The organism is Subdoligranulum variabile (genome assembly GCF_025152575.1).
Taxonomy (GTDB): Bacteria; Bacillota; Clostridia; order Oscillospirales; family Ruminococcaceae; genus Gemmiger; species Gemmiger variabilis.
This window is the reverse complement of record NZ_CP102293.1, coordinates 1,259,083-1,285,036: the sequence shown is the minus strand read 5'-3', so window position 1 is coordinate 1,285,036 and position 25,954 is coordinate 1,259,083. Positions and strand designations below refer to the sequence as shown.

Sequence of the window (25,954 nt, the reverse complement as noted above, 5' to 3'; positions counted from 1 at the left end):
TGCCTGCCCAGTATACCCTGCCCGGCGGACCCTGTCAAGCAAACAGAAGCCCCGCAGGGCAAAAGGGACAAACCTTTTACACTGCGGGGCAAATTGTATAAGGAGTTACAGGTATTTTGCCAGGATGGTCTTGAGCTCCTCGCCGTGGGTGGTGTGCCAGCTCTGCCAGTCCTGTCCGGCGGCGGCAGCGGCCTGGCCCAGCTCCACCAGCAGGGCGGGCAGCTGATCCTCGTAGACAAAGCCCATGACCTCGCCGAACTGCTCGGCGCCCAGGGCGTCATTGCCGTTCAGGAACATCCGGAAGGCGGGGGCGGGTTTGCCGCCCGGCACCGGCTTCACGCAGCCCTGGAAGCCGATGGCCCCGGCCTGGTGGCCCGAGCAGCTGGAGGGGCAGCCGGAGATGCAGACCTTGGGCAGGGCACCGTCGGGGATGCCGGCCTCCCGCACGGCCTTCACACAGGCCTGCAGGGCCGCCTGGCTGTCCCGGACGCCCTGCTGGCAGATGGCTGCGCCGATGCAGGCCACGCTGGTCTCGAACAGCGTCTTGGCGCCGTCCTCGGTGGCGGCCAGGATGCGGCGGGCCTCGTCGGCGGTGAGGTTGATGATATAGATGGTCTCATGGGGGGCCACACGGCACTCGGCGGCGGGCATCTCCCGCAGCAGGGCGGCCAGCTCGGTGGGCTTGCCGGTGGGCAGGATGCCGCCGATGGGGTGATAGGCCACGGCGTAGAGGCCCGGCTGCTTCTGGGCGATGACCCGGACATCCTCCAGGGTGCCCTCGCCGGTCTTGGTCACGGCCTTGGGGGTCAGGTTCAGGTCCAGACCGCCCTCGGCTTTGCGGGCGGCCAGGGCCTCCCGGTAGACCCGGCAGAGTTCCTCGGCACCCAGCGTCTCCTGGAGATAGCGGGTGCGGGCCTTGGCACGGTTCTCGTAGTTGCCGTGGGCGCAGAAGACGTCGATCATCGCCCGGATGGCGTAGAGCACATCGGAGGCGGGCAGATGCTCCTCCACCAGCACGCCCATGCGGTGGTTGTTGCCCAGACCACCGGCGATATAGAGGCGGAAGGTGCCGTCGGCCTGGGCGATGAAGCCCATATCCCGGAAAGTGGCATGGACGCAGTCATCCACGCCGTTGCAGAAGGCCACCTTCAGCTTGCGGGGCATGTGGATGTCCCGGCAGATGGAGAGCAGATAGTTGCTGGCAGCCTCGGCCCAGGGCATGACGTCGAAGGCCTCACCGGTCTGTACGCCGGTCAGCGGGCTGGCCATGACGTTGCGGGGGTTGTCGCCGCCGCCGCCCCGGGTGATGATGTCGCAGTAGGCGGCCTGCTCCATGAGGACGGGCAGCAGGTCGGGGGTCAGGTTGTGCAGCTGGATGGTCTCACAGGTGGTGAGCTTCAGCGGGGCAATGTCGTATTTGCCGGCGATGCGGGCCAGGAACTGCAGCCGGGGTTCGGTCAGGCGGCCGCCGGGCAGGCGCAGGCGCAGCATATGTTTGGTGCCGTCCCGCTGGGCGTAGCTGCCGAAGCCGCCGGAGGCGCCCTTGTAATCCTTGCGGGAAAGGTCCCCGGCCGCGAAGGCGCGGGTCTTTTTATAGAATTCTTCGATCTCGGTGCGGTAGAGATTGAGCCATTGTTCGTTCATACAGGCTGCTCCTTTATCAGATCATTGGATAAACACTCACGAATGGTAGTATACCACGAAAGGTACGCATAAAACAACGGAGGAACCGACAAAGTTCCTCCGTACTCTCAGGATTTTTTGGGGAAAGTGACCTTGATCGTTGTGCCGGTGCCCACCTGGCTCTGCAGATCGATGCGGGCGTCGTGGAGCAGGGCGATGTGCTTGACGATGGCCAGGCCCAGACCGGTGCCGCCGGTGGCCTTGGACCGGCTCTTGTCCACCCGGTAGAACCGCTCGAACACCCGGGACTGGCTGTCCTGGGGGATGCCGATGCCGTTGTCCTCCACCTCCAGGTAGGGGCAGCCGTCCGCGCCCACGCCGCAGCGCAGGTCCACATGGCCGCCCGGGCGGTTGTAGCGGATGGCGTTGTCGCAGAGGTTGGTGGTCAGCTCCACCAGCTGGTCGCGGCAGCCCTGCACGGTGGCCGGATGGGCGTCGTACTGCAGCGTCACATAGGCCTTGCGGGCGTTCACCGTCATGGTCTGGGCAATCTCCTTCACCAGGGCCGCCAGATCCACCGGAGCCATGTCGGGCGGGGCGCTCTGGCCCCGGGCCGCCTGGGTGCTGTCCAGCTCGCTGAGCTGGAGGATGTCGCTGACCAGGGCGATCATCCGCCTGGCTTCCTTGTGGATGCGCGCCGCAAAGGCCGGCACATCCTCGCTTTTGGCCATGCCGGTCTCGATGAGTTCGGCGTAGCCGGAAATGCTGGTCAGGGGCGTTTTCAGTTCGTGGCTCACGTTGGCGGTGAATTCCCGGCGCATGGTCTCGTTGTTTTCCCGCAGCTTGCGGTCGGTCTGGACCGTGCGGGCCAGGGGGATCAGCTCCTCATAGGGGACATCCGCCTCGATGGTGTCCAGGTTTTCCGCCAGCCGGTTGATGGGCTGGACCAGCAGCCGGGTCAGCCAGGCGGAGAGCAGCCCCGCCCCCAGCAAAATCAGAATCAGCGCCCCGATGAGCAGGGGCAGCGTGTCGGCGCTGAGGCCCCAGATGTTGTCCACCTCTTCGCCCACCCGCAGCACCTGCACCCCGGCGGGGGTGTCCAGCCGCAGGGCGTAGTAGTGGGTCTCCCGGTCCATCGTCTTGCTCTGGCGGGTGCTGCGGCCCGACCCTTCGGCCAGCGCCTGCTGGAATTCCGGCCGGTCGGCGTGGCTGGGCAGGGGCTCGCTGGTCTCGTTGTCATAGAGGACTGTGCCGTCCTGGGCGATCAGCGTGCAGCGCACGCCGCTGTCCGCCGCCAGACCGGCCAGGTCGGCGGCCTCCCCCGAACCGGACCGGGCATAGGCGTCGGCCAGGGTGGTGCAGAGGGCCTGGAGATACCGGTCCACCCGCTCGGTGTAGCTGCGCTGGAACAGCAGCGTGGCCGCGGTCAGGGTGGCCAGCACACAGAGCACCCCCACCAGGATCAGCCCCCGGCGGTAGCGCCGGGTCATGCTCCGGGGCCGGATCTGCCGGCGCTCCTCGTCACTCATCGGCGCCCTCCGTGCTCAGCTTGTAGCCCACCTTGCGTACCGTGCGGATGGACTCTCCCGCTGCCCCCAGCTTCTGGCGCAGGGTGCGCACATGCATGTCGATGGTGCGGGATTCCAGCAGATCGTCGGTGTCCCACACCTCTTTCATGATGCGTTCCCGGGCCAGCACCTGCTCGGGATGCTCCAGGAAGAGATGCAGCAGGGCGTATTCTTTAAAGGTAAGCTCCACCGGGGCGCCGTCCACCCGGACGGTGCGGGCCACGTCGTCCATCACGATGGCCCCGAAGGTCAGCGTCTTGGGCGCGGGGGCCGGTGCGGCGGCCTGGGCCCGGCGCAGCACCGCCTTCACCCGGGAAATAAACTCCATGATGCCGAAAGGCTTGCACAGATAGTCGTCCGCCCCGTGGTCCAGGCCCTTGACCACGTCGATCTCGCTGGTCTTGGCCGTCACCATGATGACGGGGATGGTGCGGGTGGCGGGATCGGCGCGCAGCTTGTTCAGGATCTGGTAGCCGTCCTCGTCGGGCAGCATGACGTCCAGGATCACCAGGTCGGGGGCGGATTCCCGCAGCGCGGCCCAGAAGCTGGCGCCGTCCTCACAGCCGGTGGCCTCGTAGCCGTTGGTCTGCAGGGCATACTGTTCCAGCTCGCGGATGCTGGCGTCATCTTCGACGATATAGATCATGAAAATTCCAAACTCCTTTTAGGCCTGTCCGGCAGGAGCGGAAACCGCGGCAGGCTCAGATTCGGCGGAACCCTCCGGGGGGAAGGTGTAGCGGCCGCGGTACTTCTCGTACCGCTGCTCAAATTTGACGCTGCCGCCGTTTTTGATGTTGTTGAGGTACTCGTGGGTGTCGAACTTGTCGTCCGCCACCTCGATCATGGCCACCGCGATGTTGGAGCAGTGGTCGGCAATGCGCTCGTAGTCGGTGAGCAGGTCATCCAGCACGAAGCCGTACTCGATGGTGCAGGTGCCCGCCTGCAGACGGGCGATGTGCCGGGTCTTGACCTCCCGCACCAGGCCGTCCACGACCTCCTCCAGCGGCTCGATCTTGCCGGCGGCATAGCAGTCGTGTTTCTGGAAGGCGTCCACCGTACGGTTGACGATGTCCTGCAGCGCCGCTTCCAGCACGCTCAGATCGTCCAGGGCCTCGTCGCTGAAGCGGATATTCTTGTCCCGGATCTCCTCGGCGGCCTCCAGCAGGTTCACCGAGTGGTCGGAGATCCGCTCGAAATCGCCGATGGTGTGCAGCAGGGTGTTGGTGGTACGGGTGTCCTCCTTGCTCAGCGAGCGGCTGGACAGCTGCACCAGATAGGTGCCCAGGGCGTCCTCGTAGTGGTCCACGGCGTCCTCCTTGCGGCGGACTTCGTCGGCAATGGCGTCATCCCACTTGCGGGTGGTGGACATGGCCTGCAGCAGGGAAGTGCGGCAGATCTCGGCCATATCGCCGCCCACCAGCATGGCGCGGTTGACCGCCACCGAGGGGGTGGTGAGCAGACGCTGGTCCAGCAGGGCATGCTCTTCCACCTTGTCCGCCGGGGAATCGGGCACCGTCATGATGGCCAGGCGCTCCAGCAGCCGGTTGAAGGGCAGCAGCAGGGCGGTGGTCACCACGTTGAAGACGGTGTGCACGATGGCAATGCCGAAGGTGTTGGCGTTTTCGTTAAAGAAGCTGAAGCCGATGAGGGCGTTCAGGCCGTAGAAACCGCACAGGAACACCACGGTGCCGATGAGGTTGAAGTAGAGATGCACAAAGGCGGTGCGTTTGGCGTTCTTGTTGGCACCGGTGGAGGAGATCAGCGCCGTGACGGTGGTGCCGATGTTCTGGCCCATGATGATGGGCACGGCGGCAGAGTAGGTCACCGCGCCGGTGCTGCTCAGGGCCTGGAGGATACCCACCGAGGCGGAGGAGGACTGGAGGATGGCGGTGAGCACCGCGCCGGCCACCACGCCCAGGATGGGGTTGGAGAAGCTGAGGAAGAGGTCCATGAACCACTGCTCATCGGCCAGAGGAGCCATGGAGGTGGACATGGTGTTCATGCCGGCCATGAGGATGGCAAAGCCCAGCATGATCTGGCCGATGCCGCGCTTGCGGTCCTTGCCCAGCATGAACATCCAGATGCCGATGAAGCCCAGGATGGGGCTCCAGGCATTGGGGTTGAGCATGTTGATGAAGAAGCTGTCCCCTTCCAGGCCGGACAGGGAGAGCAGCCAGCCGGTGACGGTGGTGCCGATGTTGGCACCCATGATGACGCCGATGGCCTGGTGCAGCTCCATCAGGCCGGAGTTGACGAAGCCCACGGCCATGACGGTGGTGGCACCGCTGGACTGAATGACGGCGGTGACCGCCATGCCCAGCAGAAGACCCCGGATGGGGCTGGAGGTCATCGAGGACAGGATCCCCTGCAGCTTGCTGCCGGCGGTCTGTTCCAGAGCTTTCCCCATCAGGTCCATGCCATACAGGAACATGGCAATGCCGCCCATGAGGGTGAACACGTTGAAAATGCTCATCTCGTAGTACACATCCATTCTCTTATTCAGGTTTTGTAAAAACCGCGCGGCACAATTCCGCGCCCTATACCGTTCTCTATTATAATGTATTGTTTCGCCGCCGCACCAGCAGGGAACGGTAAAGGTTTTGTAAAATCTGTGTAAAATGAGCCGCCAAACGTCATTTTTGGGGCCGGGACGGGCTCTTTTTTGCGAAAGTTTTACCTATTTTACAATTTCTTTGCATTTGGATTGTGCACTTTGCGCATTCTTTACGCCGATTGTACGCCACTATGGTCGATTCAAAAAATGTTTCGCGGTACAATGAACGTGCTCCCGGACGAAAGGGGGCAGCAAAACTACCAAAAGAACACATAGAGATTTGGTTAAAAGGGAGAAGAAATAGTTATGAAACGTACTTCTGTCGTTGCTTCTGTTCTCGCCGCCAGCATGGCCCTGAGCCTGGCTGCCTGCGGCAGCACCGCCTCCTCCAGCGAGGCCGCCTCCTCGGAGAGCACCGCCGCCTCCACCAGCGAAGCCGCTTCCGCGTCCACCGAGGCCGAGGCTGCCGGTGACTTCGACGCCGACCAGGACATCACGGTCATCTCCCGTGAAGATGGTTCCGGCACCCGCGGCGCCTTCATCGAGCTGACCGGTGTGGAAGAAAAGAACGACGCCGGCGAGAAGGTCGACATGACCACCGAGGCCGCCGCCATCCAGAGCTCTACCAACGGCGTCATGACCGCCGTGGCCAACGATGAGACCGCCATCGGCTACATCAGCCTGGGCTCTCTGAACGACACCGTCAAGGCCGTCACCGTGGGCGGCGTGGAAGCCACTTCCGAAAACGTCTCCAACGGTACTTACACCCTGGCCCGTCCCTTCAACATCGTCACCAACGGCGAGCCCACCGATGCGGTGGCTGTGGACTTCATCGCCTACTGCATGAGCCCTGACGGCCAGGCCCTGGCCACCGAGGAAGGCTACATCGGCGGCGAAGGCACCGAGTACACCTCCACCCAGCCCAGCGGCAGCATCACGGTGGGCGGTTCCTCCTCTGTCTCTCCTCTGATGGAGAAGCTCATCGAGGCCTACAAGACCGTCAACCCCAATGCCACCATTGAGCTGCTGACCACCGACTCCACCACCGGTGTGACCGGCGCCCTGGACGGCACCTACACCATCGGTATGGCCAGCCGTGAACTGAAGGACACCGAGACTTCCGAGGGTGCCCAGGCCACCGTTCTGGCCATGGACGGCATCGCGGTGGTGGTCAACCCCGCCAACACCACTGCCGACCTGACCGTGGATCAGATCAAGAGCATCTACACCGGCGAGACCACTGTCTGGTCTGACCTCCAGTAAGTCCCGCCATCCCCCTCAACGGCTGTTGCAGCTCCGGCGGTGACAGCCGCTTTTTATGGTAGAACCCCACAGGTTTTTCGCTGAACCCCAAGGAGCGTGTATAGGAAAATGAAAACGAAAACCGCCAAGACCCGGGAATGGGTCATGCAGGGCGTCTTTACCGCCTGTGCCTGCATCTCGATTCTGGCCGTCGCGCTGATCTGTATCTTCCTGTTCGCCAACGGCCTGCCCACCATCTTTGAGATCGGACCCCTGAAGTTCCTGCTGGGCACCACCTGGAAGCCCGGCAACGACATCTACGGCATCCTGCCCATGATCCTGGGCTCCATCTACGTCACGGCGGGCGCCATCATCGTGGGCGTGCCCATCGGACTGCTCACCGCCGTCTACATGTCCAAGTTTGCCTCCCCCGCCGTTAACAAGGTCATGCTGCCCGCTGTGCAGCTGCTGGCCGGCATCCCGTCGGTGGTCTACGGCTTCTTCGGCATGGTGGTCATGGTCCCCGCCGTCCAGGCGATGGTCAAGAGCGACTTCTTCAAGGATGTGCTGGGCGTCAAGAGCGGCAAGGGCATGAGCCTCTTCACCGCCGCCCTGCTGCTGGGCATCATGATCCTGCCCACCATCATCACGGTGAGCAAGACCAGCCTGGACGCCGTGCCCGCCAGCTACTATGAAGGCAGCCTGGCCCTGGGCGCCACCCATGAGCGCAGCGTCTTCTTCGCCGTGCTGCCCGCCGCCAAGAGCGGTGTGCTCTCGGCGGTGATCCTGGGCATCGGCCGCGCCATCGGCGAGACCATGGCCGTGGTCATGGTGGCCGGCAACCAGACCTGGATGCCCAAGGGGCTGTTCCAGGGCCTGCGCACCATGACTTCCAACATCGTCATCGAGATGGGCTATGCCGCCGACCTTCACCGGGAGGCCCTCATCGCCACCGGCGTGGTGCTCTTCGTTTTCATCCTGCTCATCAACCTCTGCTTCAGCATCGTGAAAGGGGGCAGCAAGAATGCCTGAGATCACCGTGGGCGGCAACGAAAAGGCCGCCAGTCTGGGCAAAGTCAACGCCCGCATGGTCTTCCCCCAGGGCAACCGCAACCGCACGGCGGCCCGGGTCCAGGCCGGTGTCCTGCGGTGGCTGGTGCGCCTGGCCGCCCTGCTCACCGCCGCCGTGCTGCTCTTCCTCATCGGCTACATCCTCGTCATGGGCATTCCCAATCTCAAACCCTCCCTGTTTGAGTGGGAATACAACTCCGACAACGTCTCCCTCATGCCTGCCCTCATCAACACCGTCCTCATGACCGCCTTCTCCCTGGTCATCGCCACGCCCCTGGGCATCTTCGCCGCCATCTGGCTGGTGGAGTACGCCAAGCGCGGCAACAAGCTGGTGCGGGTGGTCCGCGTCACCACCGAGACCCTGCAGGGCATCCCCTCCATCGTCTACGGCCTGTTCGGCATGCTGTTCTTCGTCACCCAGCTCCACTGGGGCTACAGCCTCATCGCCGGCGCCTTCACCCTGGCCATCATGGTGCTGCCCGTCATCATGCGCACCACCGAGGAAGCCCTCATCGCCGTGCCGGATTCCTACCGCGAAGGCTCCTTCGGCCTGGGCGCCGGCAAGCTGCGCACGGTCTTCACCATCGTGCTGCCCAGCGCCATGCCCGGCATCCTGTCCGGCATCATCCTGGCCACGGGACGCATCGTGGGCGAGACCGCTGCCCTGATCTACACCGCCAGCTCGGTGGCCAAGATCCCCGAAAGCGTCTTCAGCTCCACCCGCACCCTGGCCGTGCACATGTACCTGCTCTCCAGCGAGGGCCTGCATGTGGACGCCACCTACGGCACCGCCGTGGTGCTGCTGGTGCTGGTGCTGGCCATCAACTGCCTGTCCAGCTTCATCGCGCGCAAACTGGCCAAACATTAACACGAGGGGGACCTACCGTGAATAAATTCGAAGTCAAAAACATGGATCTGTACTACGGCAGCTTCCATGCCCTGAAAAATATCAACATCTCCATTCCCGAAAAGGAGATCACTGCCTTCATCGGCCCCTCGGGCTGCGGCAAATCCACCTTCCTGAAGAGCCTGAACCGGATGAACGATCTGGTGGAGGGCTGCCGCATCTCCGGCGACATCCTGCTGGACGGCGTGGACATCTATAAGGACAAGATGGACGTCAACGTGCTGCGCAAGCGGGTGGGTATGGTGTTCCAGAAACCCAATCCCTTTCCCATGTCCATCTACGACAACATCGCCTACGGTCCCCGCACCCACGGCATCCACAACAAGGCCCAGCTGGACGAGATTGTGGAGCGGAGCCTGCGGGACGCCGCCATCTGGGACGAGGTCAAGGACCGGCTGAACAAGAGCGCCCTGGGCATGTCGGGCGGTCAGCAGCAGCGTCTGTGCATTGCCCGAGCCCTGGCCGTGGAACCCGAAGTGCTGCTCATGGATGAGCCCACCTCGGCCCTGGACCCCATCTCCACCTCCAAAGTGGAGGAGCTGGCGATGGAACTGAAAGAAAACTACACCATCATCATGGTCACCCACAACATGCAGCAGGCGGCGCGTATCTCCGACAAGACGGCCTTCTTCCTGCTGGGCGAACTGGTGGAGATGGGGCCCACCGAGAGTGTCTTTGCCACCCCTGTGGACAAGCGCACCGAAGATTACATCTCCGGCCGTTTCGGTTGATGGAAGGAGAAGATTATGGCTTTTACTATGCCCTACAGCAGCCGCAAGGTTTACGACGCCGAGCTCATGCAGCTTGACACCATGCTGGCCCGGATGGGCCACGCGGCGGGCGGCGCCATCGAGAGCGCCATGACCGCCCTGCGCAACGGCGACATCGAACTGGCCCGCAGCGTCATCGCCCGGGACAGCGAGATCGACGCCGCCGAACACGAGATCGAGCACCGCTGCCTGACGCTGTTCCTGCGCCAGCAGCCGGTGGCGGGGGACCTGCGCAAGGTCTCCACCGCCCTGAAGATGGTCACCGACATCGAGCGCATCGCCGACCAGGCCAGCGACATTGCCGAGATCACCCTCCACCTGCATCCCGAGGGGGCCCGCAGCGTGGGCGTGCTGGAAGATCTGGACCGGATGGGCGAGGTGGCCCTGCATATGGTCAAGGATGCCATCGCCTCCTACGTGCAGGTGGATCTGTCCATGGCGGCCCAGGTCATCGCCAAGGATGACGACTGCGACGCTATGTTCCGCAAGATCAGCGGCGAGATCGCCCAGTACATTGCGGCCCATCCCTCCGATGCCGAGACCGCGCTGGATCTGTTCATGATCAGCAAATACCTGGAACGCCTGGGCGACCACGCCGTCAACGTGGCCGAGTGGGTGGAATTCCTCAAGACCGGCGTGCACAAATCGCGCAAGATCGTGTAACACGCGCCGATTTCCAAACCATTCCCTTATTTTCCTATACCAACCAGAGCGGGGCCCGCAGTCATGCGGACCCCGCTTTGGTTTTTGCGTAAGACCCGGTTGATTCCTGCCCGCCGCTGCGGTACAATAGGGACAAACCAACCGCAAAGGAGCACTGCATCATGGCGCATACCGAAACCATGCTGGAAAGCAAAGAAATCTTCAACGGCCGGGTCATCCGGGTCACGCTGGACACCGTCCGGCTGGAAAACGGCAACACCAGCACCCGGGAGGTGGTCCACCATCACGGCGGGGCCTGCATCCTGCCGGTGGATGCCGAGGGCAACGTCTACATGGTCCGCCAGTTCCGCTATGCCATGGGGGAAGAGATCTGGGAACTGCCCGCCGGCAAGCTGGAGGCGGGGGAGGACCCCTTCGAGGCCGCCAAGCGGGAACTGGGGGAGGAGTGCGGTCTGACCGCCGACCACTTCACCGACCTGGGCGTGGTGTACGCCACGGTGGGCTACGACAGCGAGAAGATCTACCTCTGGGCCGCCGACGGGCTGCACCCCGTGAACCAGCATCTTGACCCCGACGAGTTCCTGGACGTGGTGAAGATGCCCTTTGAGAAAGCCCTGGCCATGGTGCTGGACGGCACCATCCGGGACTCCAAGACCCAGGTGGGCCTGATGAAATACGCCCTGCTGCGCAAAGAACATGCTGAATAATCCCGAGATCCTGGACCACGGCACCAAAGTCTTCACGGCGCCGGGGGCGACCTTCGGCTCGGACGCCCTGCTGCTGGCCCGGTTCGCCCTGCCCAAACCCCGGCAGCGGGCGGTGGACCTGTGCAGCGGGTGCGGCATCGTGGCGCTGGTCTGGCACGACGAGGGCCACCGCGGACCCTGCACGGCGGTGGAACTGGACCCCGATGCCAGCGCCCTCTGCGCCGCGGCGGTGGGGGAAAACGGTGCTGACCATATCCGCCCTCTCTGCGCCGACCTGCGGGATTTCTGCCGGGCGGGCCCCGAGCAGGGGTGGTACGATTTCGCCGCCTGCAACCCGCCCTATTTTGCCGCCGGACCCCGCAGCCCCGACCCGGTGCGGGCCGCCGCCCGCCACACCGACAGCTGCACCCTGGAGGACGCCGTGCAGGCCGCCGCCCGGGCCCTGCGGGAGGGGGGACGGTTCACCCTCTGCCACCGGCCCGACCAGCTGGCCGAGGTGCTCTGCACCCTGCGGGCCGCCCGGCTGGAACCCAAACGGCTGGCCTTTGCCCGCCAGCGCCCGGGGAGCACCCCCTGGCTCTTTGTGGTGGAGGCCCAGAAAGGCCGACGCCCCGGACTGCGGCTGGAACCCGACCTGCTGGTGGAGACCGGCGCCGCCCGCTACGGAGTATAAAATAAAGGAGAAAGAACATGCCTCTTTTCAACATGCACTATGACCGCCCGGGTCCCGGCGTGGACCCCGATACCCCCCGCAAGAAGGGCGCTGCCCGCTTTGTGGAACTGCTGGGCCGGGATATGACCAGCTTCTGGCTGGCCGGCCTGCTTACCCTGCTCAGCTCGGTGCCCTTTGTGTTCGGCATCTGGTTTTCCATCGTCAGCCACGCGGTGCTGCCCGCCCTGCTGGCCGGTGTGGTGGGGGGCGCCATCGCCGCGCCCCAGCTCTGCGGGCTGCAGGACACCATCCTGCGCAGCCTGCGGGATGAGCCGGGCTACTGGTGGACCACCTACCGCCGTGCCTGGAAACGCAACGCCAAGGCAGCCCTGCTGCCCGGTGCCCTGGGCGGTCTGATCCTGGCCATGCAGATCTTCACCCTCTACCACATGAGCGGCCAGGGCGCCGGCATGCTGGTGGCTCTGCTGGTGGGCGTGGTCTTCCTCACGGGGCTGGCCCAGTACATCTTTGCCCAGGTGGCGCTGCTGGAACTGCCCTTCGGCGGCATGCTCAAAAACGCTGTGCTGCTCTTCCTGGGGTATCTGCCCCGCACGGCGCTGGGCATCGTCTGGCAGCTGGCCTACTGGCTGATCGTGGCCCTCTTCTGGCCCTTCAGCTCGGTGCTGCTGGTCATCACCGGCTGCTGGCTGCCCACCCTGCTGGGCCTTATGGCCATCTACCCCGTGCTGGACAAGAGTTTCCAGGTGGAAGAAACCGTCAAGAAAATGCGCGACGAACAGTACAAAGATCAGTGATTCCGGCCGGGACCCCGCCTGCTGCGGGGCCCCGGCTTTTTGGTGGCCGTCCTTGCGCATACCGTCTAAAAAGGGTATAATAGCAAAATAGGCGAACTATTGCATCAAGGGAGGAAACGGCGTGAAGATCCTGCTCATCCACTGCCATTACCGCCTGCCCGGCGGCGAAGATGCCGTCTTTGCGGCGGAGCGTGCCCTGCTGGAACGCCACGGTCACACCGTGGTGGTGTATGAGCGCAGCAACGAGGAGGCCGCCCATGGCCTGGCCAAACTGCTGCTGCCGCTCCACGCCGTCTGGAACCGCCGCGCCGCCCGGGAGGTCCGGGCGCTCATGGCCCGGGAAAAACCCGACGCCGTTCACATCCACAACACGCTGCTGCTGCTCAGCCCCGCCGTGGTGCGGGCCGCCAAACAGAGCGGCGTGCCGGTGGTGCAGACGCTGCACAACTTCCGGCTGTTCTGCCCCAACGGCATTCTGCTGCGGGAGGGCAAGGTCTGCGAGGACTGCCCCCACCACGGCCTTTCCTGCGCGGTGCGCCACCGCTGCTACCGGGGAAGCCTGCCGCAGACCATGGTGGTGGCCGCCGCCTACGCCCTCCACCGGCGGCTGGGTACCTGGCGGAGGGTCACCATGGTGGCCCTCACCGACTTTGACCGCCGCAAACTGCTGGAATTCAACCACCAGCGCCCGATGTTCGACGCCGACCGGCTGGTGGTCAAGCCCAATCCCGTCTGCGTGGCGGAGGGGCCGGTGCGCCCCTGGACCCAACGGAAAACCCAGCTGCTCTTTGCCGGACGGCTGGAGGAACTGAAAGGGCTGCGCACCGTGCTGGAAGCCTGGGACCTGCTGGGAGCGGACGCGCCCGCCCTGCTGGTGGCAGGGGAGGGCCCTCTGGGGGACTGGGCGCGGGAGCACGCCGGGGCACAGGTGACCTTCCTCGGGCAGCTGCCTCCGGCGGAACTCCACCGCTGCATGGCGGAGAGCAAGGGCGTGCTGGCGGCCAGCCTCTGCTACGAGAGTTTCGCCCTGGTCCCGGCGGAGGCCCACTGCCTGGGCACGCCGGTGGTAGCCAGCGACCTGGGCAACGTGGGGGCGTCGGTGCGCCCCGGCATCGACGGGCTGCGCTTTGCTCCCGGCGACGCCAGAGCCCTGGCGGGGGCGGTGCGGGCGCTGCTGGCCGGCACCTTTGACTGCGGTGCCATCGCCGCCGCGGCCCGCCGCACCTACAATGAAGAAGAAAACTACCGCGCCCTGCTGCGCTTATATACAAAGGAAGAACGATGAATCAACTCTACCGCGCCCTGCACATGCCGCCCGGACGGCTGCTGCGCAAACTCACGGGCGAAAAGGAAATCTACACCATCGCCGTGCGGCCGGTGCCCACGGCGGAGGGCGCCGACCCGCTGCCCGCCCTGGGGGCCGCCCCCTACACCCCGCTGCCCGGGCGGGAGGGCTTCTGGTATGCCGACCCGCTGCTCTACCGCCGGGGCGGGGCGCGGTATCTCTTTGCCGAGGCCATGGACCTGGCCGCTGGCAAGGGGCGCATCGAGGTCTGCCATCTGCTGGACGACGGCACCACCGAGGGCTGGCAGGTGGCGCTGGAGGAGGACTTCCATCTGTCCTTCCCCACGGTCTTTGACTGGAACGGCGATACCTGGATGATCCCCGAATCGGGCAATGACCACAGCCTGCGGCTCTACCGCTGCAAGGCTTTCCCCGCGGAGTGGGAGCTGGTGCAGCGGTTCGCGGTGGACGCCGAACTCTGCGACGCCATCCTGGTGGACCGCACCCCCGATGCCCTGACCCTGCTGTGCAGCGAGACCAAGCCCGACAACCAGTTCTTTGTGCGGTGGCGCCGCTTCACGCTGCGCAAGACCGTCCAGCCCCCCGAACCGCTGCCCGGCACCGAACCGCCGGAGCCCACCGGGGAGCCCTTTGAGCTGCTGCCCGACGAGGCCTTCAATCTGCAGCACCGGGAATTCGACCTCATCAGCCGCAACGCCGGGCCCCTCTTTGTGCTGGGGGAGCAGGTCATCCATCCCACCCAGGTCAGCACCACGGTGGATTACGGTGTCTATCTGCAGTTTTCCGCCCGGCGGGGCAGTTCCGAGGTGCCGCTCTGCGCGGCGCTGCCCGCCGCCGTGCGCATCCAGGGACTGGATCCCAAGGATATGATCGGCATTCACACCTATTGCCGCGACGATCAGCTGGAAGTCATCGACGCGCGGTATCTTGCAAAGGTGAAGACAAATTCATGAAAACCATCGCTATCCCGCAGTTTTACTGCGGGCCTTCGGGCCGCAAGGGCCTGTACAACCGGCAGGAGGTGGGCCTGGCCCGCGCCTTTGCGGCGCTGGGCGCCCGGGGCATCGTGCTCTACCCCGACCCCGGTGCCGCCGCCCCCACGGTGGAGGAACCGGAACCCAACGTGAAAGTCTACTATCTGCCGGTGCGCGCCCTGGGCTCCCAGGCGTTCTACCAAAGCTGGCAGGTGCTGCTGGACGAGCATGTGGACGCCGTCCACGTGATGGGGGACAACTCCCCCGGGGTGCCCTCCCTCTACCGGTTCTGCCGGCGGCACGGCATCCTCTTTTACAGCCAGCTGGGGGCGCTGAAAAGCACCTCCCCCCACAAGGCGGTGCGCCTTGTCATGGACCTTTTGCTGCGCCGCAACCTGGCCATCTACAAAAAAACGCCCACCTACGCCAAAACCCCCGCGGTGGCCGCCGAGCTGGAAAGCCTGGGCGTGCCCTGCGCGGGGCTTATGCCGGTGGGGCTGGACACCGCCATCATCCCCGATGTGCCCGCCGAGCGGGCCAAGCTGCGGGGGGCGGTGGGACTGGACCCCGACGCGAAGATCCTCGTTTTTGTGGGGCGGCTGGATCCCTACAAGCGGCCGCTGGACCTGGTGCCGCTGCTGAAGGCCGCTCCCGGCTGGCTGGCGGTGATCATCGGCCAGGGCAGCCAGGGGGACGCCCTGCGCGCCGCCCTGGAGGAAGCGGGGCTGGCCGGACGCTGCCGGCTCATTCCCAAACTGCCCAATACGGCGGTGCATGTCTACTACCATGCCTGCAACGCCTTTGTGAACCTCAATGAGCAGGAGATCTTCGGCATGAGCCTGCTGGAGGCCATGTACGCAGGCTGTCCGCCGGTGGCCCGCCACGCCCCGGGACCCGACCTCATCATCGAGGACGGGGTCAGCGGCATCCTCTGCGATTCGGTGGAGGAGATGGCCGCGGCACTCGCCCGGGTGGACGACGCCATGGGCGCCGCCGCCCAGAAGCGGATCAACGAACATTTTCTGTGGCAGAACAGCGCCGAGCTGGCGCTGACGCTGCTGCCCAACAAGCGGGAGGCTGCCCATGGACAACGATAACGCCCTGCTGGAAGCGGCGCGCAACCTGTATAAAGGCTGGCGCTTCGGGTGGAAATACCGGGGCGTCCGGGTGCTGGAAGCCGAGGCGGGCAACGACCTGGCCCGGGCGGCCATCCTGCGGGGCGGCCCCTTCCTCTTTGCCCGGTGCGGCGCCACCGAGATGCGCACCGTGGCCGACCGCCTTGCCCACGGCGGCCATTTCACCGACCGGACCCGGCAGGACATCCGCAACCTGTCCGGGGTTTTCCCCACCGACGACGCCACCCTGGACCGGTTCTGCGAGCTCTATGTATCCTGCGCCCAAAGCGCCGACCTGCTGGCCCTCTGGGACGTGGGGGCGGAGCGGGAGGTCATCCGGGGCTGCCAGGGCACGGTGTTTTGCAAACTCCGGGCGCTGGAGCCCTACTACCATCCACAGCCCTGGAGCAGCGCCCTGGCGGGCAAAAAGGTGCTGGTGGTCCATCCCTTCCGGGATACCATCCTGCGCCAGTACGAAAAGCGGGCCCGGCTCTTCCCCGGCACCGGGGTGCTGCCGGAACTGGGCAGCCTCACGGTCATCCGGGCGGTGCAGGGACTGGCGGGGCAGGACACCGGCTACGCCAGCTGGTTCGACGCCCTGGCGGCCATGGAAGCCCAGATGGACGCCGCCGACTACGAGGTGGCCATCGTGGGGGCGGGGGCCTACGGCCTGCCCCTGGCGGCCCACGCCCGGGACACCGGCCACACGGCCATCCAGATGAGCGGCGCCACCCAGCTGCTCTTCGGCATCAAAGGCAAGCGCTGGGACACCCACCCGGTGATCTCCCGGCTGTACAACGACGCCTGGGTGCGCCCGGCGGAAAACGAGGGCATCGCCCACCGGGAGACGGTGGAGGGCGGCAGCTACTGGTAAAGGAAAGAGGAGACGGCATGCGCATTCTGATGATCAGCAACCACCTGGGCGTGCAGAGCGGCGTGCAGCGGTATGTGCAGAATCTGCTGCTCCACCTGGACACCACCCGGTATCAGGTGGACCTCTTTGTGGGGCAGTGTCCCCCCGACCAGGCCAGCACCGCCCCGGCCCTGGAGGCCAGAGGGGTGCGCATCCTGGCGGTGCCCGACCATAAGAGGGACCGCATCCGGGCCCTGTGGCGGCATCTGCGCACCCACAAGGACTACGACATCATCCACTACCACACCGCCAGCAAGATCGGCGCGCCGGTCTGCGGCATGATGCGGCTGCTCTGCCCCCGGGCGAAGATCATCGTGCACAGCCACATCGTCTACCCGCCCATGACGCTGACCTGGCGGGCGGCCCACGGCGTCTACCAGCTCTTTGCCGACTACTTCCTGGGCTGCGGGGTGGCGGCGGGGCGGTTCGTCTTCGGCGACCACATCGACCGCAGGCCCAACTTTGCCGTAGCCTGCAACGCCGTGGACCAGGGGCGGTTTTACCCCGACGCTGCGGCCCGGGCCGCCACCCGCGCCCGGTACGGCATCGCCGATACCGACCGGCTGGCGGGCTTTGTGGGGCGGCTCAACCACCAGAAGAATCCGCTGTTCCTTATGGAGGTGTTCGCGGCGATGGCCGCCGACCCCGCCTGGAAACTGCTGCTGGTGGGCACCGGCGAGATGGAGGCGGAAATGCGGGCCGCTGCCGCCCGGCACGGCCTGACCGACCGGGTGATTTTTGCGGGGGTCCAGAGCGATGTGCCCGCCTACATGAACGCCTTTGACCTGTTTTTGCTGCCCAGCAACTTTGAGGGCAGCCCCGTCACGCTGGTGGAGGCCCAGGGCTGCGGCGTGCCCTGCCTGGCGTCCACCAACGTGCCCGACGACGGCGCGGTGACGGACCTGGTGCATTTTCTGCCGCTGGACGCACCCCTGACGGAATGGGCGGCCACGGCGGACCGCATCGCGGGCCGGGGCCCCCACGCCGACCACTGGGCGGAACTGGCAGCGGCCGGGTACGAGCTGCACACCGCCGCTGCCCGGATGGAACAACTCTACGACCAACTGGGAGGCAAGGGATGATCTACGCGGAACTGGCCGGCGGGCTGGGCAACCAGATGTTCATTTATGCCTTTGCCCGGGCGCTGGGGCTGCGCTGCGGCGAGGCGGTCACCCTGCTGGACCGGCAGGACTGGCGGGACGGCGCCCCCGCCCACACGGCCTGCGCCCTGGAGGGGCTGAACCTGGTCCCGGAGGTGAAGATCCTGGCGGAGCCGGGGTTTGCCAAGCGGCATCTGCCCCGGCAGAACACCGCCAAGGCGCTGATGATCAAATACGAGCAGCGCCAGGGGCTGATGGCCCGGGACTGGCACGACTGGGAGCGCCGCTGCGCCCCGGTGCTGAATCTGCTGGGGCTGCACTTTGCCACCGACGGCTACACTCCGGTGCGGCGCGGCCCGGCCAGAGATTTCCTGGCCTGGGGCTATTTCCAGAGTGAAGCCTACTTTGCGGATTTTGCCCCCACCATCCGGGCAGAACTGCGGGCGAAGCAGGCCCCGGCGGGGGTGTGGGCGGAAAAGATCCGCGCTGCGGCCTGCCCGGTGGCGCTGCATCTGCGCCGGGGGGACTACTGCCGTCCCGAAAACGAGATCCTGCAGGTCTGCAGCCCGGCCTACTATGCCCGGGCGGCGGCCGCCGCGGCCGCCGCATATCCGGAGGCGACCCTTTTTGTCTTTTCCGACGACATTGACTGGGCGAAGGAACACTTGGACACCGCGGGCCTGCCCGCCGTCTGGATGCCCCGGGGGGATGCGGTGGGGGACCTGAATCTCATGGCCCTGTGCCGGGGATTCATCCTGAGCAATTCCACCTACAGCTGGTGGGCGCAGTATCTGGCGGGGGAGGGACGCACCGTCTGGGCGCCCGACCGCTGGTTTGCCCACACCAAACAGACGGCGCTGTACCAGCCCGGCTGGCATCTTATCGAAACCCGATAAACCGCGAAAGGAGGGGGCCGCCGTGCCGCTGTTTTCCATCATCATTCCGGTGTACAACGTGCAGAATTATCTGGCGGCGTGCATCAAGAGCGTGGCCGAGCAGGAAGGCCCCCGGGACTGGGAGTGCCTGCTGGTGGACGACGGTTCCACCGACATGACCCCCCAGCTCTGCGATGCCTTTGCGGCGGAGATCCCCGGCGTGCAGGTCCTGCACCGGAAAAACGGCGGGCCGTCGGCGGCGCGCAATGCGGGCATCCGTGCGGCGACGGGGGAGTGGCTGCTCTTCCTGGACGGGGACGACGCCATGGCGCCGGGACTGCTGGCGGCGCTGCGCCGGGAACTGACGGCCCATCCGGGGTACGACTGGTTCATCGGCCGGCACCTGGAATGGCAGGCCGACGGCTCCCTGACCGAGCACACCGGCCAGCGGCTGCTGCCCGGCCCTTTTGACAGCACCGACTACGGCGAGCGGCTGCACGCGCTGTACACCGCCGCCCACTGGGCGGTGTGGAAATACTGCCTGCGGCGCAGCTTTCTGCTGGGGACCGGGGTGCGGTTCCGCCGGGACGTGAGCTGGGCTGAGGACTGCCTGTTCATCCTGACGCTGCTCAACGAATGTGAATGCCTGTACTTCCTGGACCTGGTCTTCACCCACTATCGGGTGGGGCGGCAGGGCAGTCTGCTCACCGATCCCCACAATCTGCCCCGGCGGTTCTCCTCGCTGGCGGCGGCGCAGCGGCATCTGGCGGCATTGCAGGCCACCGGCCGGGTCACGCCGGAAGTCTACCGCTGCATGGAGGACGCCTTTGCCGACGTCTTCTGGCCGCAGGCACGCACCGCCGCCGTGCGTGACGCCAAAGTGCGCCGCCGCTGCCTGCCCTGCCTCAAGTCGCTGCGGCCGCTCTACGCCCGCGGCATCCAGGTGCGCACCCGCCGGGACTGGCGGCTGTTCCAGACGCTGATGCGCCTCTGCGGTCCCCGGCTGGCCCTGTGGGCGGCCGCCTGCCTCAAGAAAGGATAAGACCTTGCGAACCAAACGTACCCTGATCAATATGGCCTACGCCCTGGCGTCCAGCTTCCTGCTTCTGTTGCTGGGGCTGGTCACCCGCCGTCTGCTGGTCTACAATTTCGGCCCCGAGATCACCAACGCCTCCCAGGTGGTGGAAAAACTCTTCAACTTTTTCTCCATCGCCGAGTTCGGCGTGGGCAGTGTCATCAGCTACCGTCTGTACGAGCAGATCGCCGCCCGGGATGATGAAAAGATCAGCAAATACATGTCGATGTACAAATGGGCCTACCGCGTGGTGGGGCTGGCCATCGCCCTGCTGGCCCTTATCGGCGCCGCGGCCCTGCCCTGGATCATGCCCGACGTGCCGCTGCAGACCGGCTACACCGTCTATGGCCTGAACACCATCTCCACGCTGTGCAGCTACTTCCTCATCACCCGGCGGCTCATGTACACCTGCACCCAGCAGGGCTATCTGTGCACCCGCATCGATATGGTCTGCACGGTGCTCAACTATCTGGCCCGCATCGCGGTGTCGCTGTGGTGGCCCAACTATGTGCTGTATTTCAGCGTCACCATCGTCTTCAACGTCTGCGCCAACCTGGTCATCGCCTGGCGGTACCGCCGGGATTTCCCCCGGGTCCGGGACGTCCCGGTCACCCTGGCCGATTTCAAGGAACTGGGCATCTTCCACGATCTGCGGTACTACCTGGTGCACCGGCTGTCCAATACCATCTACGGCTCGTCGGACACCATCGTCACCTCCAGCATGGGCGGCGCCACCCGCACCACCGAGCTGGGCAACTACACCGGCATCGCCGACAGCGCCACCAACATCGGCAACAAGATCATGGACAGCTTTGCCGCGGCCATCGGCAACATCGTCTACGACAAGACGGCCACCGCCAACGACCACGACAAACAGGTCTTCTGGAGCATGGACCTGTTCAGCTATTTCTTCGGCAGCTTTGTGGCCACCGCCTACTTCTGCCTGTTCCAGCCCTTCATGCTGCTGTGGATGGGGGAACAGTGGCTGCTGCCCACCAGCTTCCTGGTGGCGTTCTGCCTCAACGAATATGTGGGCTGGAACCACCGCATGCTCGGGTCCTACCGCGCGGTGCTGGGCCATTTTGAGGAGGACCAGTGGTTCATGGTGGCTTCCGCTACCGTCAACCTGGCGCTGAGCTTTATCCTGTTCCCCCTCATGGGAATCAGCGGCGCCCTGGCGGCCACCGTGGTGGCCCACTGCATCATGTGGGGCGGGCGCATCCGGGTGGTCTTCCGCTGTTATATGAAGGGCAGCGAGGCCCACTACCTGCGCATGCAGGCACTGCACCTGGTGACCCTGGCGGTCTGTATGCTGGGCACGGCGGCGGTCTGCAGCCTGCTGCCCGGCGGCATCGCCGGGCTGGTGCTGCGGGCCGTGGTGGTCTGCCTGCTGCCCAACGCCCTGAACCTGGCGGTCTACGCCTGGGGGACGGATGCCGCCTATCTGCGCAGCTACGCGCTGCGCATCCTGCAGACAAGGAGGAAACAATCATGAGTGAATCCCGTATCCGTGTGGCGGTGCTTTATCTCTGCACCGGCGCCTACCAGGTCTTCTGGCACGACTTCTATCCCAATTTCCGGCAGCATTTCCTGCCGGACTGCGACCGCACCTTCTTCGTCTTCACCGACGCGGCCTCCATCGACTATGAGGACCAGCCCGATGTGCGCCGCTTCCAGCAGGAGGCGCTGCCCTGGCCCTACAGCACGATGCAGCGCTTTGATGCGTTTCTGAGCCAGGCCGAGGCACTGGCGGACTACGATTATCTGTTCTTTGCCAACGCCAATCTGCACTGCCTGCGGGACGTTACCGCCGGGGAGCTGCTGCCCGACGCCGCCAAAGGCCAGGAGCTGACGGTGGTCTGCCATCTGCCCTATTACGGGCGCAACCCCATCTTCCATCCCTATGAGCGCCGCCGCAAATGCCGTGCCGGCATCCCCTACAACTGCGGGACCTACTATGTGGCGGGGGGCATCAACGGCGGTGCCAGCGGGGCGTTCCTGGAGATGTGCCGGGAACTGAAAGCCCGCACCGACGAGGATCTGCAGCGGGGGATCATCGCCCGCTGCCATGACGAGAGCCAGCTCAACCGGCTGGTGGCGGAGTGCCCGGAACGGTTCCGCATCCTGCCCCCCGAGTACTGCACGCCGGAGGAGACCCCCACCGGCAAGGAGGCCATCCGGGTGCTGCAGAAATCGCACTATATCGATATGAGCGCGGTCCGGCAGCAGGGCCGGCGGCAGAACTATCTGCAGCGCAAGTGGGAGGCCTTCTGCCTCAACTGGCTGCCCTATCTGTGGTGGGCGCGGGACACGCTGCTGCGCCGCCGGGTGGACCCGCCCCGGACCCGCTGAAGAGGAGGCATGGGCAAGATGACGGAAAAGCCGATGGTCCGACGGACGGCGGCGGTGACGGCCGCCCTGCTGACCGCGGCCGCGCTGCTGCGCAGCCTTTTCGTGGGACTGGAGATCGACGAGGAATATGCCCTGTCCCTGGGGTTCCGGCTGGTCAGCGGCGACCGGCTCTTTGAGACCATGTGGGAACCCCACCAGCTCAGCGCCCTGACGGCTGCACCGCTGGTGGCGCTCTTCCTGGCGGTCACCGGTACCACCACCGGCCTGCTGCTCTTTGTCCGGGTGGTGATGCTGGCCCTCAAGGCTGCCCTGAGCTTCTGGTTCTATCGCAGCCTGCGCGGGGCGCTGGGCCGACCGGCGGCCTGGATCGGGGCGCTCCTGCTGCTGGCTTTCACCCCCAAATGGTTTCTCGGCCCCGATTACGTCAGCCAGCAGTTCCACTACACGCTGGCGGCTTTTTTGTGCTGGTACGGCTACTATGCCCCCGGTCCCCGGCAGTACCGCACCCCGGCCCGGGTGGCGGCAGGGGCGGTGTGCGCCTGCCTGAGTTTCCTGGCCTATCCCCAGAGTGTGGCCGCGGCGCCGGTGTTTCTGTTGGGGATGGTGCTGCTGGGCCGCCGCGGCGGGGAACCCCGGCTGGGCCCGGTGCCCCGGGGCGCGCTGGTCTTTGCGGGCAGCTGCGCCGTCTGCGGCGTCGCGTTCCTGCTGTGGGTGCTGCAGGGCATGGACTTTGACCCGGGCGCCTTCCTCCAGCGGGTGCAGCTGGTGCTGGAGGATCCCCAGTACGACTTCACCCCCGCCCAGCGGGCACAGGTGCTGCTGAGCCAGACGGTGACCATGCTCCGGTTCATGGCCTGGCCCGGTCTGGCGGCCGTGGTGGTCACGGCGCTTTCCTGCCTGGGGGGACGCCCCGCCCCGGCCCGGCTGGCCGAGCGGCTGCTCTGGGTGTTTGTGGCCTGCCTGGCGCTGCGCTGTACCCAGTACGGTCTGCAGGATGAGAACCTGGATTTCCGCCATATGTATCTGGCGGCCACCGTGGCCGGCGGCGTGACCTTCTGGCTGGACCGCCGCTGCGGGGAGGGCCGCCCGGCGCGCACCCTGCTGTTCTGGCTGGGCTGGCTGCCCGGGGTGGCGGCCTACCTGATGATCCTGCGCTCCACCCTGACCTCGCTGCCCACCACCTTCATGTATCTGTTCTGGCCGGCGCTGTGCAGTGTGGCGGCGCTGGCGCTGCGGCGCCCCGCCGTGCGGCTGCTGCCCCTGGCGGTGCTGGGTACCCTGCTGCTCTACCTGGTGGCCTGCCGGCTGTGGCTGGTGCAGACGGTGGGCTGGAAACCCGCCGACATCACCGACACCCCTCTGGTCCAGATCGAGAACGGCCCCGCCAAAGGCATCTGGGCCGACCAGAAGGCCGCCGATATGCAGGAATGTCTCTATGAAGCGCTGCAGCCCTACGGGGGCAAACAGCTGCTGCAGGCCATCGGTGAACAGCACGGCCTGGGCTTCCTGATGGCTGACGGCACCCTGAAAGTGGCCCAGGCCTCGGTGATCTCGGGCACCGACAGCGACCCCCGCTTCGAGGAATATTACACCCTTATGCCCGACAAACTCCCCGACGTCATCCTCTATGACGACGCCGAGGTGCGGGATATGGACGCCTTCCATGCCTGGCTGGAGGAACATTTTGCCATCACCGACCGGTACACCGTCCTCCACGGCACGGCCAGCCTGCAGGTGCTCGTGGTGGACGGCTGGGCGGAATAAGGTCCCGGCCCGTTGCGGACGGCACCATTTTGTGCTATGCTGAAACCGAATTGCTGCAAAGGAGTTTGACCCATGGAAAAACTGCTCGTATTCATCCCGGCTTACAACTGCGAAAAGCAGGTGCCCCGGGTGCTGTCCCAGCTGCTGGACCCCCGCATCGCTCCCTGGGTGGGGGAATGCATCGTGGTGAACAACCGCTCCACCGACGGCACCGAAAACGCCGTCCAGGACTGGTGCCGCCGCCACCCCGAGGCACCGGTGCACCTTCTGCGCAACGACGAGAACTACGGGCTGGGCGGCAGCCACAAGGTGGCCTTCGGCTACGCGGCGGCCCACGGGTACGACCATCTGGTGGTGCTCCACGGCGACGACCAGGGCGCCATCGCCGATCTGCTGCCCATTCTGCAGGACGGCACCTATCTGAAATACGACTGCTGCCTGGGTTCCCGGTTCATGAAGGGCAGCCGCATCCAGGGCTACAGCACCCTGCGGGTGGTGGGCAACCACGGCTTCAATGCCCTTTTCACCCTGGTGGCGCGGCACCGCATCACCGATCTGGGCAGCGGGCTGAACCTCTACGCCGTGGCGCCGCTGAAAAATGAATACTACAAAAAATTCCCCGACACCCTCTATTTCAACGACTGCATGATCCTGGCTCTCTGCCAGCTTCGGCAGAAGGTGCTGTTCTTCCCCATCAGCTGGCGGGAGGAGGATCAGGTCAGCAACAACAAGCTCACCAGCTTCGGCATCAGCCTGCTCAAACTCTGCGGGCGGTATCTGCGCAGCCCCAAAGCCTTTGTGGCCCGGGAATGGCGGGACAAGATTATCGACGACTACACCTACACCGAAATTCCGGTGCGGCGGTAAGGAGGTTTTTCTATGAAAGTTCTGGTAACGGGCGCTGCCGGGTTCATCGGCGGTCAGCTGTGGCATGCGCTGTGGAAGCGCGGCGATGAGGTCGTGGGCATCGATAATTTCTCCTACGGCAACCTGGACAACCTGAAATTTGAGGATCACGATTTCGGGCCGGAAGTACGCCGGATGGACATCCGCGACCGGGAGGCCATCCCGGCGCTGTTCGAGGCGGAAAAGTTCGACGTGGTCTACAACATTGCGGGCATCGCGCCGCTGCCGGACTGCCAGAGCGATCCCGTGCAGGCGGTGGAGGTGAACACCCTGGGCCTGGTGCATCTGCTGGAGTGCGCCCGCCGCACCGGCGTGAAGCAGGTGGTGCAGGCGTCCACCAACGCCATGTATGAGAACGAGACGGAATTCCCCACGGTGGAGACTTCCTTCCACACCCCCACGCTGATCTACCCCAACACCAAGTACTGCGGCGAGCGGTTCTGCCAGAGCTTCGCCGACACCTACGGCATGACGGTGACCTGCCTGCGGTTTGCCAACGTCTACGGTCCTCACATCGACTGCCTGCGCAAGCAGCCGCCCTTTGTGGGGTATATGATCCGGGAACTGTACTACGGCCGCACGCCGGAATTCCACTCGGACGGCAACCAGCGCCGGGATTACATCTATGTGGATGACCTCATCGCCCTGGCCCTGCGGGTCGTCGAACGGCCCCAGCCCGGCTTTGATGCGGTGAACGTGTCCAGCAACCAGAGCTACTCGGTACGGGAACTCTACGCCACCGCCTGCCGGCTGATGGGCAAGGACATCGAGGCCAAATACTGCCCCACCAGCCATTACTGGGCCAAGTATCCCGAACTGTACGGCGGGGCCTACGGCATCAAGCCGGAGATTCTGGACCATGAGGTGAACAAGTTCAGCCTCTGCGACAATGCCCACGCCAGGGAAGCCTACGGCTGGGTGCCCCAGGTGGACATCGAGACCGGGCTTGCCCGTGTGATCGAGGAAGAATGCAAAATGCTGGCTGCCCGGGACAACGCCTGA

24 protein-coding genes are annotated in these 25,954 nt (G+C 65.3%); 20 read left to right on the top strand and 4 right to left on the bottom strand.

Features of this window, described 5'->3' with window-relative positions:
- Nucleotides 1-105 precede the first annotated feature (105 nt).
- The 4 genes from NQ490_RS06280 to NQ490_RS06265 form a co-directional block, all read right to left on the bottom strand.
- Entirely contained in the window at nt 106-1,644 is a 1,539-nt protein-coding gene (locus NQ490_RS06280) for a nitrite/sulfite reductase (RefSeq protein ID WP_007048664.1), read from the bottom strand.
- Between the two features lie 107 nt (nt 1,645-1,751).
- On the bottom strand, nt 1,752-3,152 hold the full coding sequence (locus NQ490_RS06275) for a sensor histidine kinase (RefSeq protein ID WP_007048665.1): 1,401 nt from the start codon (nt 3,150-3,152) through the stop codon (nt 1,752-1,754).
- Nucleotides 3,145-3,837, bottom strand: coding sequence for a response regulator transcription factor (locus NQ490_RS06270; protein WP_007048666.1), 693 nt, complete (start codon nt 3,835-3,837; stop codon nt 3,145-3,147). Before NQ490_RS06270 ends, NQ490_RS06275 begins: the two co-directional genes overlap by 8 nt.
- Before the next feature lie 18 nt (nt 3,838-3,855).
- A complete protein-coding gene (locus tag NQ490_RS06265) occupies nt 3,856-5,682 on the bottom strand; it encodes a Na/Pi cotransporter family protein (RefSeq protein WP_007048667.1) in 1,827 nt (608 codons plus the stop codon).
- Nucleotides 5,683-6,051: 369 nt separating this feature from the next.
- On the opposite strand from NQ490_RS06265, the gene NQ490_RS06260 reads away from it, so the two are divergent.
- From NQ490_RS06260 to NQ490_RS06165, 20 genes are all read left to right on the top strand, one after another.
- On the top strand, nt 6,052-7,008 hold the full coding sequence (locus NQ490_RS06260) for a substrate-binding domain-containing protein (RefSeq protein WP_007048670.1): 957 nt from the start codon (nt 6,052-6,054) through the stop codon (nt 7,006-7,008).
- A gap of 108 nt (nt 7,009-7,116) precedes the next feature.
- Nucleotides 7,117-8,019: a phosphate ABC transporter permease subunit PstC gene (gene pstC, locus NQ490_RS06255; RefSeq protein ID WP_007048671.1), complete on the top strand. Its 903-nt coding sequence runs from the start codon at nt 7,117-7,119 to the stop codon at nt 8,017-8,019.
- Nucleotides 8,020-8,074: 55 nt separating this feature from the next.
- A complete protein-coding gene (pstA, locus tag NQ490_RS06250; protein WP_147644601.1) occupies nt 8,075-8,926 on the top strand; it encodes a phosphate ABC transporter permease PstA in 852 nt (283 codons plus the stop codon).
- A 17-nt stretch (nt 8,927-8,943) separates the two neighbouring features.
- Entirely contained in the window at nt 8,944-9,696 is a 753-nt protein-coding gene (gene pstB / locus NQ490_RS06245; protein ID WP_278078316.1) for a phosphate ABC transporter ATP-binding protein PstB, read from the top strand.
- A gap of 15 nt (nt 9,697-9,711) precedes the next feature.
- The gene (phoU, locus tag NQ490_RS06240; RefSeq protein ID WP_007048674.1) at nt 9,712-10,398 is read left to right on the top strand and encodes a phosphate signaling complex protein PhoU; all 687 of its coding nucleotides are present in this window, start codon (nt 9,712-9,714) and stop codon (nt 10,396-10,398) included.
- Nucleotides 10,399-10,559: 161 nt separating this feature from the next.
- Nucleotides 10,560-11,105 carry an NUDIX domain-containing protein gene (locus NQ490_RS06235; protein WP_007048676.1) on the top strand — a complete coding sequence of 182 codons (546 nt, stop codon included), beginning with the start codon at nt 10,560-10,562 and terminating at the stop codon, nt 11,103-11,105.
- Entirely contained in the window at nt 11,095-11,778 is a 684-nt protein-coding gene (locus NQ490_RS06230) for a tRNA1(Val) (adenine(37)-N6)-methyltransferase (protein WP_259951681.1), read from the top strand. Before NQ490_RS06235 ends, NQ490_RS06230 begins: the two co-directional genes overlap by 11 nt.
- A 17-nt stretch (nt 11,779-11,795) precedes the next feature.
- Nucleotides 11,796-12,572, top strand: a complete 777-nt coding sequence (locus tag NQ490_RS06225; protein WP_007048302.1) for a hypothetical protein — start codon at nt 11,796-11,798, stop codon at nt 12,570-12,572.
- Nucleotides 12,573-12,693: 121 nt separating this feature from the next.
- Nucleotides 12,694-13,857, top strand: a complete 1,164-nt coding sequence (locus NQ490_RS06220) for a glycosyltransferase (protein ID WP_007048303.1) — start codon at nt 12,694-12,696, stop codon at nt 13,855-13,857.
- The gene (locus NQ490_RS06215; RefSeq protein WP_007048304.1) at nt 13,854-14,831 is read left to right on the top strand and encodes a glucosamine inositolphosphorylceramide transferase family protein; all 978 of its coding nucleotides are present in this window, start codon (nt 13,854-13,856) and stop codon (nt 14,829-14,831) included. Before NQ490_RS06220 ends, NQ490_RS06215 begins: the two co-directional genes overlap by 4 nt.
- On the top strand, nt 14,828-15,949 hold the full coding sequence (locus NQ490_RS06210) for a glycosyltransferase family 4 protein (RefSeq protein WP_007048305.1): 1,122 nt from the start codon (nt 14,828-14,830) through the stop codon (nt 15,947-15,949). Before NQ490_RS06215 ends, NQ490_RS06210 begins: the two co-directional genes overlap by 4 nt.
- Complete coding sequence (locus NQ490_RS06205; RefSeq protein WP_007048306.1) at nt 15,936-16,841, top strand: hypothetical protein; 906 nt, start codon at nt 15,936-15,938, stop codon at nt 16,839-16,841. The genes NQ490_RS06210 and NQ490_RS06205 overlap by 14 nt, the downstream gene beginning before the upstream one ends.
- Nucleotides 16,842-16,858: 17 nt before the next feature.
- The gene (locus NQ490_RS06200; RefSeq protein WP_007048307.1) at nt 16,859-17,962 is read left to right on the top strand and encodes a glycosyltransferase; all 1,104 of its coding nucleotides are present in this window, start codon (nt 16,859-16,861) and stop codon (nt 17,960-17,962) included.
- A complete protein-coding gene (locus NQ490_RS06195) occupies nt 17,959-18,876 on the top strand; it encodes an alpha-1,2-fucosyltransferase (protein WP_007048308.1) in 918 nt (305 codons plus the stop codon). The genes NQ490_RS06200 and NQ490_RS06195 overlap by 4 nt, the downstream gene beginning before the upstream one ends.
- 22 nt (nt 18,877-18,898) lie before the next feature.
- Nucleotides 18,899-19,897, top strand: a complete 999-nt coding sequence (locus tag NQ490_RS06190; RefSeq protein WP_259951676.1) for a glycosyltransferase family 2 protein — start codon at nt 18,899-18,901, stop codon at nt 19,895-19,897.
- Nucleotides 19,898-19,901: 4 nt separating this feature from the next.
- The gene (locus tag NQ490_RS06185) at nt 19,902-21,425 is read left to right on the top strand and encodes an oligosaccharide flippase family protein (RefSeq protein ID WP_040918657.1); all 1,524 of its coding nucleotides are present in this window, start codon (nt 19,902-19,904) and stop codon (nt 21,423-21,425) included.
- On the top strand, nt 21,422-22,282 hold the full coding sequence (locus NQ490_RS06180) for a glycosyltransferase family protein (protein ID WP_007048312.1): 861 nt from the start codon (nt 21,422-21,424) through the stop codon (nt 22,280-22,282). Before NQ490_RS06185 ends, NQ490_RS06180 begins: the two co-directional genes overlap by 4 nt.
- Nucleotides 22,283-22,300: 18 nt before the next feature.
- A complete protein-coding gene (locus NQ490_RS06175; protein ID WP_040918659.1) occupies nt 22,301-24,046 on the top strand; it encodes a hypothetical protein in 1,746 nt (581 codons plus the stop codon).
- Nucleotides 24,047-24,118: 72 nt separating this feature from the next.
- Nucleotides 24,119-24,913: a glycosyltransferase family 2 protein gene (locus NQ490_RS06170; RefSeq protein ID WP_007048314.1), complete on the top strand. Its 795-nt coding sequence runs from the start codon at nt 24,119-24,121 to the stop codon at nt 24,911-24,913.
- A gap of 12 nt (nt 24,914-24,925) precedes the next feature.
- Complete coding sequence (locus tag NQ490_RS06165) at nt 24,926-25,954, top strand: NAD-dependent epimerase/dehydratase family protein (protein WP_007048315.1); 1,029 nt, start codon at nt 24,926-24,928, stop codon at nt 25,952-25,954.

What these genes read in the sequence shown, in the direction of transcription:
- NQ490_RS06230 (WP_259951681.1), top strand. Translation starts at nt 11,095, where the DNA reads ATGCTGAATAATCCCGAGATCCTGGACCACGGCACCAAAGTCTTCACG.
- NQ490_RS06205 (WP_007048306.1), top strand. Translation starts at nt 15,936, where the DNA reads ATGGACAACGATAACGCCCTGCTGGAAGCGGCGCGCAACCTGTATAAA.
- NQ490_RS06275 (WP_007048665.1), bottom strand. Translation starts at nt 3,152, where the DNA reads ATGAGTGACGAGGAGCGCCGGCAGATCCGGCCCCGGAGCATGACCCGG.
- NQ490_RS06210 (WP_007048305.1), top strand. Translation starts at nt 14,828, where the DNA reads ATGAAAACCATCGCTATCCCGCAGTTTTACTGCGGGCCTTCGGGCCGC.
- NQ490_RS06215 (WP_007048304.1), top strand. Translation starts at nt 13,854, where the DNA reads ATGAATCAACTCTACCGCGCCCTGCACATGCCGCCCGGACGGCTGCTG.
- NQ490_RS06260 (WP_007048670.1), top strand. Translation starts at nt 6,052, where the DNA reads ATGAAACGTACTTCTGTCGTTGCTTCTGTTCTCGCCGCCAGCATGGCC.
- NQ490_RS06175 (WP_040918659.1), top strand. Translation starts at nt 22,301, where the DNA reads ATGACGGAAAAGCCGATGGTCCGACGGACGGCGGCGGTGACGGCCGCC.
- NQ490_RS06235 (WP_007048676.1), top strand. Translation starts at nt 10,560, where the DNA reads ATGGCGCATACCGAAACCATGCTGGAAAGCAAAGAAATCTTCAACGGC.
- pstA (WP_147644601.1), top strand. Translation starts at nt 8,075, where the DNA reads ATGGTCTTCCCCCAGGGCAACCGCAACCGCACGGCGGCCCGGGTCCAG.
- pstC (WP_007048671.1), top strand. Translation starts at nt 7,117, where the DNA reads ATGAAAACGAAAACCGCCAAGACCCGGGAATGGGTCATGCAGGGCGTC.
- phoU (WP_007048674.1), top strand. Translation starts at nt 9,712, where the DNA reads ATGGCTTTTACTATGCCCTACAGCAGCCGCAAGGTTTACGACGCCGAG.
- NQ490_RS06265 (WP_007048667.1), bottom strand. Translation starts at nt 5,682, where the DNA reads ATGGATGTGTACTACGAGATGAGCATTTTCAACGTGTTCACCCTCATG.
- NQ490_RS06165 (WP_007048315.1), top strand. Translation starts at nt 24,926, where the DNA reads ATGAAAGTTCTGGTAACGGGCGCTGCCGGGTTCATCGGCGGTCAGCTG.
- NQ490_RS06170 (WP_007048314.1), top strand. Translation starts at nt 24,119, where the DNA reads ATGGAAAAACTGCTCGTATTCATCCCGGCTTACAACTGCGAAAAGCAG.
- NQ490_RS06180 (WP_007048312.1), top strand. Translation starts at nt 21,422, where the DNA reads ATGAGTGAATCCCGTATCCGTGTGGCGGTGCTTTATCTCTGCACCGGC.
- NQ490_RS06280 (WP_007048664.1), bottom strand. Translation starts at nt 1,644, where the DNA reads ATGAACGAACAATGGCTCAATCTCTACCGCACCGAGATCGAAGAATTC.
- NQ490_RS06225 (WP_007048302.1), top strand. Translation starts at nt 11,796, where the DNA reads ATGCCTCTTTTCAACATGCACTATGACCGCCCGGGTCCCGGCGTGGAC.
- NQ490_RS06200 (WP_007048307.1), top strand. Translation starts at nt 16,859, where the DNA reads ATGCGCATTCTGATGATCAGCAACCACCTGGGCGTGCAGAGCGGCGTG.
- NQ490_RS06270 (WP_007048666.1), bottom strand. Translation starts at nt 3,837, where the DNA reads ATGATCTATATCGTCGAAGATGACGCCAGCATCCGCGAGCTGGAACAG.
- NQ490_RS06195 (WP_007048308.1), top strand. Translation starts at nt 17,959, where the DNA reads ATGATCTACGCGGAACTGGCCGGCGGGCTGGGCAACCAGATGTTCATT.